Annotated in this window: 16 protein-coding genes; 5 read left to right on the top strand and 11 right to left on the bottom strand. The window is 69.0% G+C overall.

What is annotated here, in order from left to right:
* The first annotated feature begins 59 nt into the window (after positions 1-59).
* Positions 60-902, top strand: coding sequence for a helix-turn-helix domain-containing protein (locus tag ABTW72_RS15425; RefSeq protein WP_350859098.1), 843 nt, complete (start codon positions 60-62; stop codon positions 900-902).
* A gap of 176 nt (positions 903-1,078) precedes the next feature.
* Here the strand turns inward: ABTW72_RS15425 and ABTW72_RS15420 are convergent, their stop codons facing one another.
* The 8 genes from ABTW72_RS15420 to ABTW72_RS15385 all read right to left on the bottom strand — a co-directional run bounded on the left by ABTW72_RS15420 (position 1,079) and on the right by ABTW72_RS15385 (position 10,100).
* A complete protein-coding gene (locus ABTW72_RS15420; RefSeq protein WP_350859095.1) occupies positions 1,079-2,374 on the bottom strand; it encodes a GAF domain-containing protein in 1,296 nt (431 codons plus the stop codon).
* A gap of 471 nt (positions 2,375-2,845) precedes the next feature.
* Positions 2,846-4,180, bottom strand: coding sequence for a hypothetical protein (locus ABTW72_RS15415; protein ID WP_350859093.1), 1,335 nt, complete (start codon positions 4,178-4,180; stop codon positions 2,846-2,848).
* A gap of 445 nt (positions 4,181-4,625) precedes the next feature.
* Entirely contained in the window at positions 4,626-5,225 is a 600-nt protein-coding gene (locus ABTW72_RS15410) for a hypothetical protein (protein ID WP_350859090.1), read from the bottom strand.
* Between the two features lie 1,252 nt (positions 5,226-6,477).
* On the bottom strand, positions 6,478-7,341 hold the full coding sequence (locus tag ABTW72_RS15405) for an LLM class F420-dependent oxidoreductase (RefSeq protein ID WP_350859087.1): 864 nt from the start codon (positions 7,339-7,341) through the stop codon (positions 6,478-6,480).
* 24 nt (positions 7,342-7,365) lie between these two features.
* Positions 7,366-7,704: a DUF2568 domain-containing protein gene (locus ABTW72_RS15400; RefSeq protein ID WP_350859085.1), complete on the bottom strand. Its 339-nt coding sequence runs from the start codon at positions 7,702-7,704 to the stop codon at positions 7,366-7,368.
* Positions 7,701-8,279, bottom strand: coding sequence for a DUF6000 family protein (locus tag ABTW72_RS15395; RefSeq protein ID WP_350859083.1), 579 nt, complete (start codon positions 8,277-8,279; stop codon positions 7,701-7,703). The genes ABTW72_RS15400 and ABTW72_RS15395 overlap by 4 nt, the downstream gene beginning before the upstream one ends.
* 70 nt (positions 8,280-8,349) lie before the next feature.
* Positions 8,350-8,997 (bottom strand): response regulator, encoded by a 648-nt coding sequence (locus ABTW72_RS15390; RefSeq protein ID WP_350859081.1) that lies wholly within the window; start codon positions 8,995-8,997, stop codon positions 8,350-8,352.
* On the bottom strand, positions 8,994-10,100 hold the full coding sequence (locus tag ABTW72_RS15385) for a sensor histidine kinase (RefSeq protein WP_350859078.1): 1,107 nt from the start codon (positions 10,098-10,100) through the stop codon (positions 8,994-8,996). The genes ABTW72_RS15390 and ABTW72_RS15385 overlap by 4 nt, the downstream gene beginning before the upstream one ends.
* 138 nt (positions 10,101-10,238) lie before the next feature.
* Here ABTW72_RS15385 and ABTW72_RS15380 point away from each other — a divergent pair, with 138 nt between their 5' ends.
* Together ABTW72_RS15380 and ABTW72_RS15375 are read left to right on the top strand one after the other, a co-directional pair.
* On the top strand, positions 10,239-10,832 hold the full coding sequence (locus ABTW72_RS15380; protein ID WP_350859075.1) for a CDP-alcohol phosphatidyltransferase family protein: 594 nt from the start codon (positions 10,239-10,241) through the stop codon (positions 10,830-10,832).
* Positions 10,829-11,302 carry a VTT domain-containing protein gene (locus ABTW72_RS15375; protein ID WP_350859072.1) on the top strand — a complete coding sequence of 158 codons (474 nt, stop codon included), beginning with the start codon at positions 10,829-10,831 and terminating at the stop codon, positions 11,300-11,302. Before ABTW72_RS15380 ends, ABTW72_RS15375 begins: the two co-directional genes overlap by 4 nt.
* A 10-nt stretch (positions 11,303-11,312) precedes the next feature.
* Here ABTW72_RS15375 and ABTW72_RS15370 read toward each other — a convergent pair whose 3' ends face one another.
* Positions 11,313-11,975 (bottom strand): response regulator, encoded by a 663-nt coding sequence (locus ABTW72_RS15370; protein ID WP_350859069.1) that lies wholly within the window; start codon positions 11,973-11,975, stop codon positions 11,313-11,315.
* Positions 11,963-13,123, bottom strand: coding sequence for a sensor histidine kinase (locus ABTW72_RS15365; protein WP_350859067.1), 1,161 nt, complete (start codon positions 13,121-13,123; stop codon positions 11,963-11,965). Before ABTW72_RS15365 ends, ABTW72_RS15370 begins: the two co-directional genes overlap by 13 nt.
* Before the next feature lie 131 nt (positions 13,124-13,254).
* Between ABTW72_RS15365 and ABTW72_RS15360 the strand changes: the two genes are divergently transcribed.
* Positions 13,255-13,656, top strand: coding sequence for a DUF6069 family protein (locus tag ABTW72_RS15360; protein WP_350859064.1), 402 nt, complete (start codon positions 13,255-13,257; stop codon positions 13,654-13,656).
* Positions 13,653-14,108: a hypothetical protein gene (locus tag ABTW72_RS15355; protein ID WP_350859062.1), complete on the top strand. Its 456-nt coding sequence runs from the start codon at positions 13,653-13,655 to the stop codon at positions 14,106-14,108. The genes ABTW72_RS15360 and ABTW72_RS15355 overlap by 4 nt, the downstream gene beginning before the upstream one ends.
* Before the next feature lie 28 nt (positions 14,109-14,136).
* On the opposite strand, the gene ABTW72_RS15350 is transcribed toward ABTW72_RS15355, so the two are convergent.
* Positions 14,137-14,979, bottom strand: a complete 843-nt coding sequence (locus ABTW72_RS15350; RefSeq protein WP_350859059.1) for a LysR family transcriptional regulator — start codon at positions 14,977-14,979, stop codon at positions 14,137-14,139.
* Positions 14,980-14,996: the final 17 nt, after the last annotated feature.

Raw genomic sequence — 14,996 nt, 5'->3', positions numbered from 1 at the left:
GGGATCTTCGCGGTGCCACCAGCAGCGCTGGTGGCACCGCGATCCGGGAAGGGCAGTCAATGGCACGAACCGAACTCGGCGACTTCCTACGGGCTCGCCGACAGGTACTCCGCCCGGCTGACGTCGGGCTCCCTCCACGCGGACGCCGCCGCACCCCCGGCCTACGCCGTGAGGAGGTCGCACTCCTGGCAAACGTGTCCGTCGACTACTACGAACGACTTGAGCAGTCGCGCAACACCAACCCCTCGCAGGCTCTACTCGGCAGCCTGGCCCGGGCGCTGCGACTCTCCGTCGACGAACGGGACTACCTCTACCGCCTGGCCGGACATCCCGCGCCGACGACCTCCACCGTCAGCGGGTACGTCGACCCCGCGATGATGTTTCTCCTCGACGCACTCACCACGGTGCCCGCACACGTCATCGACGACCGCACCACCATCCTCGCCCAGAACACCCTCAGTCGCGCGCTGCTGGGCTCCTGGACCGACGGCGGCGACCGGCACTCGAACGTGACCTGGCGCTGGTTCACCCACCCCGAATCCCGTGCGCTCAATGTGCCGGAGGAGCACGAGGCGATCGGCCGCGGATACGTCGCCGACCTACGCGCAGCCGTCGCCCGCAGCGGCCACGACCCCGTGTCCGAACAACTGATCGCCGATCTCACCACCGTCAGCCCGGAATTCGCCCGGTACTGGTCCGACATGCAGGTCGCCCCGCTACAGACCACCCGCAAAATCCTCGTCCACCCGCAAGCCGGACGGCTGGACGTACAGTGCGACTTCGTTCTCAGCACCACCACTGGTCAGCGCCTGGTCATCTTCCGGCCTCAACCCGGCACGGCCACCGCCGACAACTTCGACTTTCTGCGGGCCCTCGGCGAACAATCCTTCGACCGCCCCTGAGCCGCTACGCCAAAGATCTCCTGAGATTCCCTTTTCATTGGTGTGAGGCGGACTAACCGAATGCGTGGAACCGCTGAGGTTCAGCGCGGCTGCGGCCGCGACCGCATCGGCGTCCCGGTCACGTATGGCGAGCCACTCAAGCTTGTAGCCGAAGCCGAGCGCGGTGTCGGCAGTCATCACCGGTTGAGGTAGGCGGCCAGGCCGCCGAGTTCCTCGCTGGCGATGAACACCGACCGTACGTTGAGGATGGCCTCCTCGACGTGGGCGGGGCAGCCCCACGCCGCGTCACCCCACGAATCGGCGATCTTGACCTCGGCCGGCGCGGTGCACCCGGCGGCGCCGCCGAGCTGGCAGTGCTCGGGGTGCGGCGTGGCGGCCTGCGCGGCCGCGGCGGCACGCATCTGGGTGGCGAGTTCCGCGGCGGCGGTGGCGCGCTGCTCGGCCTCGGCGCGCAGTTCCCGCTCCAGGCGCAGCACCCTGGCCAGTTCGTCATTGGCCGACTTGGCGCGTGCCTCGGCGGCGAGCTTCGCCTGCTCGATGTGGTGGCGTTCGATGGCCAGGGCTGCGGTGCCGGCGAAGAGGCGGGTGAGGGCGAGGTCGGTGTCCTGCGGGACGCGCGGGGTGCGGTGGTACATCGCGAAGGTGCCCAACAGGCCGCCGTCGCGGGCCAGGATCGGCGTGGACCAGCAGGCCGCCAATCCAGCCTGGTCGGCCAGGTCCCGGAAGTCGTCCCAGAACGGGTCGGTGGCGATGTCGGTGACGATGACTGGTTCCCGCCGGTGGGCGGCGGTGCCGCACGAGCCGACACCTTCGCCGGTCGCGATGCCGTCGATGGCCTGGTTGTAGAAGTCGGGCAGGCTCGGCGCGGCGCCGTGGCGCAGGTGCCGGGCGTCGGGATCGGCGAGCAGGACGGAGACGAGCACCTCCTGCGGTGCGAGGTTCTCGATACAGCGGGCCATCCCGTCGAGCACCTCGGCCAGGGGCGCCTGACGGGCGATCTGCTCCAGCAGGGCACGGTGTTCGGCCATCAGCCGTTGGGCATGCTTGACCTGCGTGGTCTCCACGCCGAGCACACGGATCCCGGTCACGTTGCCGTCGGCGTCCCGACGTGGCTCGTAGGTGAAGTCGAAGAACGCCTCCCGCGCCTGCGGGCCACTGCCCAGCACGACCCGGACGTCACGGCCGGTGTGTGGCTGACCCGTGCGGAAGACCTGGTCCAGGAGCGCGATGAATCCCTGACCGGCCAGCTCGGGCATCAGCTCGGCGATCGCCACCCCGACCCGGGCCCGCTCTTCGCCGATGGTGGCGAAGAAAGCCGGGTTCGCCGTCTCCACCAGGTGCGATGGCCCGGCCAGAGACGCGAAGACGGCGATGGACTGCCCGAACAACGCCCGCAGGTCCTCCTCCGCTGCCTGCTCGGCATCCGCCGAACCCGCAACAGCAGTAGACCGTTGGCCTGGTACTGCGGTCATGGTGTGGGTTCGCCTCTCGTCTGCGGATACGGGCAACGACCGACGGTGCCACCCGTCGGTGCGGGTGGCCGCGGTGCGGCGGAGTTGGTTGGGGCCACCGCCGGTGCAGCGTACCCACGTGTCCGACATTCAGGTCGTACCCACCAACCAGGTCACCGCAACCGTCATCCGAACAACCGGAGAGGCTCTGCCGATCGCGGCGCACGACGTTGACGAGGATCAGCGGAGGGGCGGCCGGTGCCAAGTCCCTCGTGGAACTGAGCGCTCCGCAGTGGCAGCAGATCGTGCCCACCGCGCGCCCGGCCGGTACCGACGCTTACGTCCCCGGGTCGCTGCCGCAACTGCGCCCCGCCTACTACCGACGCCGCACTCCCGCGGCCCACTCATCCTTCTGCCATCTGAGAGGGGTTTCCTGGCGCCGTCGAGGCGGCGGCGGTGGGTCGTGTCAGCTGCTGACAGCACGTACCGCTTCTACAGGGCGAGCGGGAAAGACTTCGTGTCTCCCGTCGCTGAGGTCAGCACGGCCGAGGTCGCAAGCAACGGGGTGTCCACGGTCATTGTGTTTTGCGGAGGGGCGCCGCATAAAAGCTCCTGTGTGCAGGCGCCCGAGCCGCGCAGCGATTCGACGTCCACCTTGCTTTGAGTTATCCAGGCTGCGATAGCAGTCGCAATAGGAGAAGCTTGGTTCGTCTCGGCGTTGCCCGGCTTGACCTCGAACCTGAACGTCCCGTCCCCGATTGCAAGCCTCTGTAGGACTGACGTCGCCCGTGTTCGATAACCTTCGCCGCCGGTCAGTCGGAACTTCAGTTCCTCGCGCGCCGCAACGAATATATTGGTGCCAAGCTCGGCGTCAGAGTCAACCGCTGCGGGGGGCGATAGCCGCGCTCCCTCGGCCCAGGCGCTCAGCAGAAGGGGGATCCCTTGAAGCCCTTTATCGTCCTGAATCGCCGCACGCACGTCACCCAACTTGCGAGAGGGCAACGCCTTTGAGTCTGCATTGAGGAGTCCAATCAACGCGTTTACGCTGACGAGGTTACCGGCTCCGTCGGGCTTCGCAGACTGAAGGGCGGGTAACCAGGTCTGCGTAAGCTGCGCGGTCAGCGGTTTCCTGTATTCCTCGGTCATGGAAAGCGCCTTCGCAATACGCAAGCCCGCGACCGAGGCCTGGGGGGAACTGGTGACCGCCTGAAGGCTCGGCCAACCAGACTGCATCCAGGGTGGCGGCTCGAACTCCGACAAGCAGCCCGCGTCGACCGCGTTCGCAGTTAGGCGAGAATCGGCAGCTCTGTCCTGGGTGAATGCCGCACCGTGCGCGGTGACTGGCAAATCTTTGCAGACGAGCAAGGAAGGCCAGTCGGTAGTCTCGGGTCCTAGCGGCGAATTACGAATCATGGCGACCGATGTGACCCTGTCGAGTGCCGACATCGAGGGCAACTCAGATTTTATGTGAGAAAGCTGCTCGGCGACCTTTGTCGAATGGCGGCGCCTCGCGTCTTCGTCCATGACTGCCATCAACGGAATGACTTGATCCACGAGATTGTCGGGCTTCCGAACGTCGAGCGAGGTCATGAGAGCCTTTTCTGCGGCGCTGACCACGGCGGCCGGAGGTTCGACGCGAATGCTCCGCAACACCTTTATTGCAACAGCAGTGTTACCCCAACTCGGAGCGTTGTCTTTCATGTCGGACCTGTACATGGATCCGGTGCGGAGAGATTCGATGCGCCGCGCGATCTTTTCGCTGTCAATCGCGACGTCAGTGTTGTTGGCTAGTTCGACAGCTGACTCGATCACTGCCAACTCGGGCATGCCGGCAGTGTCTGCTAGCTCACCTTCTGAGCTTCCGTAGAGAATTGGGAGCAGCCACTTCTGGACGTTCGACCGATCCAAAGTGTGGGATCGGCGATTAGAGCTCTTCGTGAGGCTCCTGGACCACCATGCTGTCTCATACAGCGAGATCGCGTTACCGCGGGAGCTGCTCACATCGACGAAGAAACCTACGCTTCCGTTAGTTGCCCACGCCGAGTGAAGCAGCTCCTGCGGATGTTGCGCCATCGGATTGCCGCTAGCTACATCGACGCTTTGGTCCGCAGCCGTTCTCTGCTCGATCTTTCCGTCGATCCAGATGAACCCAGCGAGAAGGACTGCGGCAAGACTAGCCCAAGCGAGCACACTCCGCCGTCCGAAGATAGTCTTGCGCGCAGCCACTTCCTGCAACCTCTCTACGTCATTGCCGTGAATGGGACTAGGTTAATTAGTTCCCTTGTACGTGATACCAGGTGCCGCCCTTGAGGAAGTCCGCTTGGGCGGTGAAGTAGGCATTGTTGACGATGGTGGCGTTCAGTTGAACATTGGCGGGGTAGTCGAGGTGCTCGTGCCAGGCGTTGTTGAGGCCGGCCGGCTCCCAGACGATGCCACTTCCCGCGGCCGAGAAGCCAGCACCAGCCGGCAGGCTGAAGGTGACGTTGACGCCGGAGAGCCACCACTTCAGGGAGCCCTGAATGGTGCTGACGTTCCCGGATCCGATCCAGCTGAAGTCTCCCCAGTTGCTGCCGAACTTCCGCCAGCAGCTGAACACGCCACACCCACTGGTGAGAGAGGAGGATCCGACGACGTTCAAGTATCCGCCGGAGACAGACTTGCTGCCATTGCTCTTGAGGGTCGTGGCCGAGGTCTGGAAACCTTGGTCGCGCTCGGCGAGCCACGCCTCCTTCTCCTTTGCCGTTTCGAGCGATGTGTCCGGCACGGAGACCACGCCGGCGCCATCCTGCTCGACAACCACGTAGCCCGAATCGGATCCCACCGGCGCCGGATCGGCCGAGGCTGGGGCTTGGATCGTGCCGACGAAGAGCACGGCCGCGAAGGCGCTCCATGCTAGTCGCGTTGTTGATCGCATAAATGTATCCCCTTCTTTGTGGGGGTTATTGCGCCAACACCCTGCCGGTGATGGCACATGGCTCGCCACTTCAATCGGCCCTGGTTCTGAGTCACGACATCGACGATTTTTATTCACCCCCGTGGATTGATTTGACGCTAGCACCGCCCGACAACTGCTGTTGACCCGACCAATGTGACGTAAGTCACTCGTCGGCTTTTGGCGTCACCAATACGCGACTCCTGCGTCTCCTCCGGAGAGGGGCGGTTGGTAGGCATGCCAATGCTGGAGTCCGCCGCGGGACGCGCAGTGCGTGCCGGTGCGACGACTCCGGATGGTTTGTTCGGCCTATCTCGTCATTGCGCAGGTCGTGCGCAATGACCTCGCGCTCAAATCCGGGCAGTCGATCGGGCATCCCCCGACTGCGAGCCATGTCGTTATCGCGAGGTGGCTATATTTCGACGTGCCTCAATGGTCGGCGATCGGGCGCTTCCCTGGACGGTGCTGGCGCCCAGCATCAAGGCGTCAATGAGCCCAGCCGGATTTGCCTCTGCGTCAGGAGGGGCGCCAGCTGCACATCGACGGTGGGTCGTTACACGAGCCCTCATCGGCACAAGTTACGTGGCCGGAACGGAGATAGGAACGTTGAGATTCGAAGCGCATGCCGGAGCCGCTGTGTGCGGATTGACCCGTTTCCGCCCGCAAGGGATCGTCGAACCGCTGGGGAGATCAGGTCGGCGATGGTGCAACAACTGGACCGAGGTCAAGCCACCTGTTGGACCTGGTGGGTAGCCGACTACTTGCGGTCGTCGCCGACGCTGAGGCGCCGATCAGGGAACCTGGTCCGGATGGGGCGATGGAGAAGTGCCTCTCTGGACCAGCTAAGATTTTTCTGCCCCGCATGGAAACCTCCTTGATCGAGGGGAGGTGGGGGCGCACGTGGTTGCGGCGTTCCCGCGCCGCAACCACACCCCCGTGTGACAAGAACATTGACATGGCTCGTAGCCGTCACGCAAGGTCAGCGGCCAAGAAAGCGATCGCTGGTCGTGTCGTCACCCAGTTGGGGAAGACGACCAGGTGCTGACCCACAACGAGGATCTTCAGCAGGCAGGCTGGCCCGTGTCTACCCGCCGTGTCATCCTCGAACTTCACCGATGTGGTGGGCAGCCGGAGACACCATCGACCAAGACATCCGGGGTGTCGGCGCCGGGAAGAGACTGGTTTTCGACAGTCAGATCAGGGCTGCGGCGAGGGCGCGGAACGCGTCGGAGGGGAACGCCGTGTCGTCGCCGCCGTTGAGCACCTGGATCGCCACCTCGTCCGCGCCGGCCTGGTAGTGCTTCTCCAACCCGGCCACCACCTTCTCGACGCTGCCCCACGGGATCAGGGCGTCGACGAGGCGGTCACTGCCGCCGTCGGCGAAGTCCTCGTCGGTCCAGCCGAATCGCCGCAGGTTGTTGGTGTAGTTCGGCAGTGCGAGGTACCCGCTCGTGTACTGGCGGGCGGTGGCGCGCGCGGTGGTGGCGTCCCCGTCGAGGACCACCGCGACCTCGGGGGCGAGCAGCCGGTCGGGTCCGATTGCCGCCCGCGCTTCGGCGGTGTGCTCGGCAGGGACGAAGTAGGGGTGCGCCCCGGTCGAGCGGTCGCGGGAGAGTTCGAGCATCCGCGGGCCCAGGGCGGCCAGGATGCGCCGCTCGGGCGGAAGCCCGGCCGCGTCGAGGCCGTCGAGGTACTGCACCATCCGTGAGTACGGCTTGCGATAGTCGGTGCCGCCGCTTTCCACCACCACCGCGTGGCTGGCGCCGAGACCGAGCAGGAACCGGCCGGGATGCGCCTGCTCCGCGTCCTTGGCGAACGCCGCCGCCTCGTCTGGCGACGAGTGCCAGATGCTCACGATCCCGGTCGCGACCCCGATGCGGGTGGTCCCGTCCAGGATCTCCCGGAAGCGGGGTGCGACGTTCTCGCCGAAACCACCGGAGAACCAGATTCGTGAGTAGCCGAGGTCCTCCAACTCGGTCGCGGCGTCGATGGCCGCGCCCTGGCTCTCGCTAGCAAGGAAGAACGGTTGCCATACGCTGACGAGTCGTTGTGCCATACCGCAACCCTACGACCCCCGGAGTCAGGCGTCGCGGCGTACCAGGATGGTGACGGCCACCCAGACGACGACCAGGGCGAGGCCGAGCCACGGCTGCCCGAGCAGGGCGAGCATCCCGCCGCCGAGCACGAACCAGCCGGCCTGGAACGCGCGCTTGGCCGGTGGGCGTAGCGGCACCCGGGCCCGTGGCGAACCGAGCGCACCCCAGAGCCCGGCAAGCAGCAGCGGCACGACGATGGCAGCTACCACTCGGACGACGACGGGTGCGTCCAGGGCCCAGCCCCAGCGTGCGCCGACCGCGAGCACGGCGAGTTCCAGTAGGAAGATCAGCAGCAGGCTGAGCCCTCGTACCAGGTTGGTCATCGCTCACTGCTCCGCGGCTGGTTGGTGTTCGGGGGTTCACCGGGTAGCCCAGCGTCATCGCGGCAGGCGGTTTGCAGCCGACGTGCGATGTCGAGCAGAGCCGCGAAAGTGTCCTGGTCCGTCTTGTTCGGCGCTGGGAGCGAGGTGGCGACGTGGTGGTGACGACGGACGTGGTGCGCTGCGGCGGCGATGATCCCACTCGCTCCCCAACCCCTTGCCTGGTCTGCGGCGAAGTACCTCTCGAGGGCTTCGATGGCCTCGGGGCCGGCCAGAACAACTGCTGCTGTCGCGAGTGACGGCGCGTCGAGGGCACCCTGCGATGTGGCGAGGGCGTGCAGGACGGCGATGGTCACCTCGGGTCCGGCGACCGCCACCGAATACCAGGCACCCATGACCTGTGGACGCCAGCCGTCCCGCAGGAGCGCCGTCACCTGGGCTGGGGTGACACCTCGGCTCGCTTCGGCGAGTGCCGTTGTCAACGGTTGCCCGTACCTGACGGCGTTGGTTCCCATCATGTCGAGGTAGAACGGCACGACGCAGCGGTCGATCACGTCGTCGATATCCCCTTGATCCACGTCCGCAACCTAGCCGGCGAGCCTGCTCGGCGACAAAGGCGCCCAGGTCGAGCCCGCCGGCTGGTTCCGGTCATGGTGCGAGGCCGGCCTGGATCGCCAGGATGGCGGCCCGTACGCGGTCGCGGCTGCCGGTCTTGGCAAGCACGTTGGTCACGTGGGTCTTGACGGTGCTCATGGACAGGTAGAGGCGTTCGGCGATCTCGTTGTTGTTGAGTCCGGCGCCGATCAGGGCGAGCACGTCGGTCTCCCGAGCGGTCAGCTGGTAGGCCGCCAACTCCACGCGGGAGGCCGGGCCGGTCGTACGGACCCGGTCGAGTACGGCGCCGGTGACCTCGGCGGAGAGGACCGCCTCGCCGGCCGCGACGGTGCGCACCGCGGCGATCAGGTCACGGGCGCTGGAGCGTTTGAGCAGGAACCCTCGTGCGCCAGCGGCGATGGCGTCCAGGACGTAGGCGTCGTCGTCGAAGGTGGTGACGACGATGACGGCCGGGGCGTGCGGGAGCGTGGCCAGCTCGCGGGTGGCTTGCAGGCCGTCGAGCACCGGCATGCGGATGTCGACGAGGGCGACGTCGATGCGGGAGTCCCGACGTACGGCGTCGAGGAACTGCCGGCCGTCCGCCGCCTCGGCCGCGACCTGGATGTCGGGTTGGGACCGCAGGATCAGGCTGAAGCCGTCCCGGACCAGTTCCTGGTCGTCGGCGATCGCGACGCGGATCATCTGTTCGCCACCGGCAGGTTGGCCTGCACCACGGTGCCGCCGCCGGGGCGCTGGCTCAGCTCCCAGCTCCCGCCGCGCGCGGAAACGCGTTCCCCGATGCCGAGCAGGCCCGAGCCGCTGGTGGGTGCGCGGGGCGGCCCGATGCCGTCGTCGCTGATCCGCAGGCGGGCGTGGTCGCCGACGCGGACCAGTTCGACCCAGGCCGCCGTGGCTTTGGCGTGGCGGGCGATGTTGGTGAGGGCCTCCTGGGCGATGCGGTAGGCGGTCAACACGCCGATCTCGTCCAGGCCCGGCTCCGGGTCCAGCTGGACCCGCACCGTCACGCCCTGCTGGCGCAGCGGCTGGGCGAGCAGCTCGTCGATGTCGGACAGGCGCGGTGGCGCACTCACCGCGATCGACGCGTCCGGATCGCGCAGGTGCACGACGAGCGTGTCCAACTCGCTCAGTGCGGTGCGGCCACTGCCCGCGATCGCCCGCAGCGCCGCCCCCGGGTCGTCACTGAGCTGGCCCGCCTCGGCCTGCACCACCATCGCGGTGACGTGGTGGCCGACCACGTCATGCAGTTCGCGGGCCAGGTTGGTGCGCTGTTCGAGCCAGGCGGCCTGGCCGCGCAGGTCGTCCGTCTCCCGGGTCAGGGCGCGACCGCGTGACCACGATCGCAACAGGATCGCCAGGAGATAGCCGGCCGTCACGAAGAAGAACGGCTGCTCGTACAGCCCTCGTCCGTTGAGCAGCGCGGTGGTCAGGGCACCCGCCGCGCCGACCAAGCCGCCCACCCACCCCAGCCACGGGTGGCGGGCCGGGTCCTCGCAGACCGAGACGAACACCAGGCCGGCGGCCGCGAGGCCCAACTGCACCGACTCGCCGGTGCTCACGATCGCCACGAACCCCGCGCAGACCGCGAAGACGAGGGTTCGGTAGCGGGGGCGCAGCGCCGTAGCCCCCAGGCCGACCGGCAGCACCAGCCACGCCCAGCCCGACGGCACGGACACGCCGTCCTCGACGGTGGTGACCACCGCGGCGATGATCAAAACCACGGCGGCGTACGCGAGCCGGCGCACCCGCTCGGGGTCGCGCAACCGTTCGCGGATTCCAGTCGTCACCCGCACAGTCTCCGTGACCAGCCGGAAGGCCGGCCAGTACCCAGGTACCGGATCGGCCGGCACCCCGGTACCGCCCTCGGAACCAGATCGGCACCGCGGCACGTTCCGCGAAGACTCCCGCCGGACGACTCTGCGGAGGTGACTCTCGTCGACTCCCGCGCCGCCATCACCGTCGGCCCGCTTCGTACGGTTCCCAACTACATCACCGCCGTTCGCACGGTCGCCGCTGTCACCGTCGGTATCGTGGCCCTCGTCGCCGGGTCGGTGGCATTGATGGCGGTATCGTACGGTATCTACTGGATCGGCGACGTGCTCGACGGCTGGGCCGCCCGCCGGCTCGGACAGGAGACCCGGGCCGGGGCCGTCTTCGACATCGTGAGCGACCGCGCGTGCACCGCCGTACTCTGCGTGGGCCTGGTCTCCCTCGTGCCGGACGTCGCGGTCGTGGCAGTGGTCTTCCTGCTCTCGTTCCTGGTGCTGGACACCATGCTGTCGCTGGCGTTCCTGTGCTGGCCGCTGCTGAGCCCCAACCACTTCCACCTGGTCGACCGGCGGGTGTGGGCGTTGAACTGGTCGCCGGTGGCCAAGGTCGCCAACACCGCCGGGGTCATCGGTGCCATCGCGTTCGGGCAGTACCTCCTCGCGCTGGCCGTCGCCGTCGCCGTCGTCGCGGTGAAGCTGTGGTCGGTCGCAGCGGTGGTCCGGCTGCTCGAACGGGACGGCCGGGCATGAGCAGCCTCGCCGAGGCCGTGGTGGCGCTCGGCTACGGTGTCGCTTCGGCGCTCGTCCCGATCGTCAACGCCGAGGCCTACGCCGTGGTCGCCGGGCAACGCGGCGGCCACGCTCTCGTCGCCGTGGTGGTCGCCCTGGCGCTCGGGCAGACCGTCGGCAAACTGCTGCTGTTCGAGTCGGCGCGTCGCGGGTCGGGGCGACTGGCCCAGAAGGTCGCGAAACGGGGAAGGTCAGGTCGCGCGGCGGCTCGGGCCGCGCGGTGGACGGAGCCGATCCGACGCTGGCTCTCCCGCCGCCGCACCGCCCTACCGACAGTGCTGGCCTCCGCCGCGGTCGGGGTTCCACCGCTGGCCGTCGTCAGCCTCGCCGCCGGCACCGCGGGCCTTCGACGCTGGGAGTTCGCCGTCGCCTGCCTCTCCGGGCGGGTGATCCGTTTCGCCCTGCTCGTCCTGCCAGCGGTGCTGGCCTGACCCCTCCCCGTCAGAGGAGCCGACCGTCGTGGGCGAGCAGGGCGATCTGGGTGCGGTTGTCGAGATCCAGCTTGGTCAGGATGTGTGAGACGTGGGCCTTCACCGTCGTCACGCTCATCAGCAGTTCGCCGGCGATCTCGGCGTTCGAGCGACCCTGCGCGATGGCCAGCACCACGTCGCGTTCCCGGGGTGTGAGCAGGGCCAGCCGCTCGTGCGCCTGCTCGTAGGACTCGGCCCCCGACGCGACCCGCTGCATGAGGCGGCGCGTCACGCCCGGCGACAGCATCGGGTTGCCGGCCGCCACCGAGCGGACCGCCTGACTGATCTGCTCGGGCGGGGTGTCCTTGAGCAGAAAGCCGCTCGCGCCGGCTCGGAGGGCCCGCACCACGTGCTCGTCGGTGTCGAACGTGGTGAGCACGATGATCTCGGGTGGTCGGTGGCGGCGGCGCAGGCGCTCGGTGGCGGTGATGCCGTTGACGCCGGGCATCCTGATGTCCATCAGCACCACGTCCGGCAGGTGCCGGTCCACCGCCGTGATGGCCGTGGCGCCGTCGGCGGCCTCGCCCACCACGACGATCCCGTCGGCGCCGTCGAGCATCAGCGTGAGCATTCCCCGTACGAGGGCATCGTCGTCGACGATGACGACCCGGATCGGACCCGTCACGTCGGCCACGGCAGCCACGCGGTGAGGTGGAACCGGCCTGTGGCGTCGACGTGGTGGGCGACCCGACCGCCGGTGAGCGCGGCGCGTTCGGCGAGGCCGATCAGGCCGGTACCGGCCCTGCCGGTGGCACCGCTGTCGGGCGTGGTCGGGTTGCTCACCGCGATGCTCAGGCCGGAGCCGGGCGCGCCGCCGAGCACCAGCCGGACCGGCTGACCAGCGGCGTGCTTGCGGGCGTTGGTCAGGGCCTCCTGCGCGATCCGGTACGCGGTGCGGCCAACCGTCGCGGGGATCTCGACCGGCGGGCCGAGCGGGTCGTCGACCTCGATCTGCTGGCCGGCGGCCCGCGCCTCGTCGACCAGGCGCGGCAGGTCGGCGAGGGTCTGCCCGGGTGGTGCGTCGGTCGGCGACTCGGTGTCGTCGCTGCGCAGCAGGGTGATGACCTCGCGCAGCTCGTCGAGGGCGTGGTGTGCGCTGGCCCGGATCACCCCGGCGGCGGCGCTGAGCCGCTCGGGCGGCGCGTCCGGCCGGTACTCCATCGCGCCGGCGGCCGCCGCCAGCAGGGACAGCCGGTGGGCCAGCACGTCGTGCATCTCCCGCGCGATCCGGTTGCGCTCCGCCGCCCGCGCCTCGTCGACCCGTCGTTCCTGCTCCTGCTCGGCCCGCCGGGCCCGGTCCCGCAACGCCGCCAGCAGGGCGTTGCGGGCCTGCGCCCAGGTGCCCCAGCCGAGCAGGGCCGCGTAGGCGATCGTCATCAGCACCAGCCGCCACCCGTACGGCAGGCTGGGCACCGGCCGCCAGAGCGCCTGCACCGCCTCGCCCGCCACGCCGACCGCCGCCACCGCCGCCGCTTCCCGAAACGGCCGGCTGCGGGCGATGAACAGTACTGCGAAGCTGGCCACCGGCGTGGCCACCGGAGACAGCGCGACGAGCAGGCCGGCCAGCACGCCACCGATCCACGGTCGGCGGAGGACCACCGGAACGAGGGCCAGGGCGGCCACCGCCAGCGCGACGTCGGCGCCGATCAGGCCGGCGAAGCTGGACCGGGTGGCGGACCACAGCATGGTCGCGACGAGGACGCCGACCGCCACGGTCGTAGCGGCAACCGGGACGGAACGCCACGTCCGCGGCGGCTTGACCTCGCACGTCGCCGCATCCACACCGCGCACGCTACTGGGCTCGCGGCCGGCCGGACCACCTCCTTTGGTAGTACGCCGAGCCGCCGGCGGACGTACCCGCCGCGGCTTCTGGACCGACGCGTCCGACCCGGCCCGGTCCACAGACTCAGACCATGACGAACAACCTTCTCCTGGGACGGGCCGCGGTGGCGGCCGGCGCGATCGTGGTGGCGGTGGTCGAGTTCGCGCTCCTGCACTCGGCGGCCGGTGTCGACCTGGCGGTCAGGTCCGCGAACTCGACCCGCCAGATCACGGTGGCCGCGGTCATCGTGGCCGCCGCGGTCGCGGCACTGGCCGGCTGGGCGCTGCTCGCCGTGCTGGAACGCCGCACCAACCGCTCCCGCGTCTGGTGGACCTCGATCGCGGGCGCCGTTCTGCTGCTGTCGCTCGTGGTCGGGCCGCCGAGTGGCGTCGGTGGGGGAGCGAAGGCGGCACTCGCGCTGCTGCACCTGAGCGTCGGCGTCATCCTCATCCTCGGCCTGCCCCGGTCGCGCCCGGAAGGGACGAACCGATGACGACGCTGACCGTCCGCAGACAGGACGGGGTCTTCGTCCTCGACTCCGCGGCGCGCGCCTTGCTGCGTACCGGCTGGACCTGGCGGTGCGGCGAGATCCGCACCGGCGCCGACCGCTGGACTGTCACACCGACCGACCGCCGACGCATCGGGTTCACCGCCCGGGGGGAGCACGGCGTGCCGGTACGGCTCGACCCGGGCGGGTCGCACGTGCCGGGGCCCGGCGGGGTGGCCCGCTGGGCGCCCGGTCGCTGCGGCGGTGAGCTGGTACGCGACGGACACCGCCTCGCGGTACGCCTCCCCGGCCGACGCGGCGGGCCGATCCGCGTCGACGTCACCGGCGAGTGGGCCGAGCTGGAGCTGGTGGTGCTCACCGCCTGTTTCGCGCTGATGAGTCAGCGGCGGCGACGCACCCTGATCGTGATGGCGGTCGTCAGCGCGGGCAGTGGGTGACCGCCGGCCCGACGGCGAGGGCGAGTGCTCAGACGATGCGACGGAGCACCGTCTCCACGGCATCGATCAGAGGATCACCCTCGGTTCGTGGATGCCGGGCGAGACCGAACTCGACGTCCGGCAGGACGGGCAGGGCATCCGTGTCACGGCAGATCATGACCGGTTCGAGGTTCGCGGGCATGAGCGCCGCCACGCCGAGCCCGGCCCGTATCGCGGCGAGCACCCCGACCAGGCTGTTGCTCTCGAAGGCCACCCGCCAACGCCGATCGGCACGCTCCAGCGCGTCCAGCACCGACGTACGCCAGGAGCACGGGTTGGAGAAGAGCACGACCGGCAGCGGATCGGCGCTCACGTCCACACCCTGCCCGGTCGCCCAGACCAGCGGGGCGCGCACCGTCCAGCGCGGCGGCCCGGGAATGTCCGGTACCGCGTCGAGCACGAGTTGGACGCGACCCGTGTCGTAGGCCTCCCGCATGGCGGCGTTGGAGCAGCTGAGCACCTCCAGTGTCGCCCCGGGATGCAGCCGGGCGAGGTCGGCGAGGGCCTGCGGAAGGTGGGCCGCGGCGAGGTCTTCGAGCAACCCGACGCCACAGTGGCCGGTGAGCGCGCGTCCGGTTTCGGCGAGTGCCTGTGCGGAGAGCGAGAGGATGCGTTCGGCGTACGGCAGGAGTTCCTCTCCCGCCCCTGTCGGCGAGACACCGGACGGCGACCGGTGCAGCAGCGGACGCCCGACGACGGTTTCGAGCTTGCGCAGTTGCTGGCTGAGACCGGGCTGGGTCTGCCCGAGAGCGGTAGCGGCACGGCTGATGCTGCCCTCCCGCACGGCGGCGACGAACGACCGCAGCAGGGCGGTCTCCAGGTCCCTTGCCATAAGCAATCATTATGCCA

It is taken from the genome of Micromonospora sp. NPDC127501 (assembly GCF_040302185.1).
Classification (GTDB): Bacteria; Actinomycetota; Actinomycetes; order Mycobacteriales; family Micromonosporaceae; genus Micromonospora.
The sequence above is the reverse complement of the archived record's forward strand: the minus strand, read 5'-3'. Positions and strand labels throughout refer to the sequence as shown.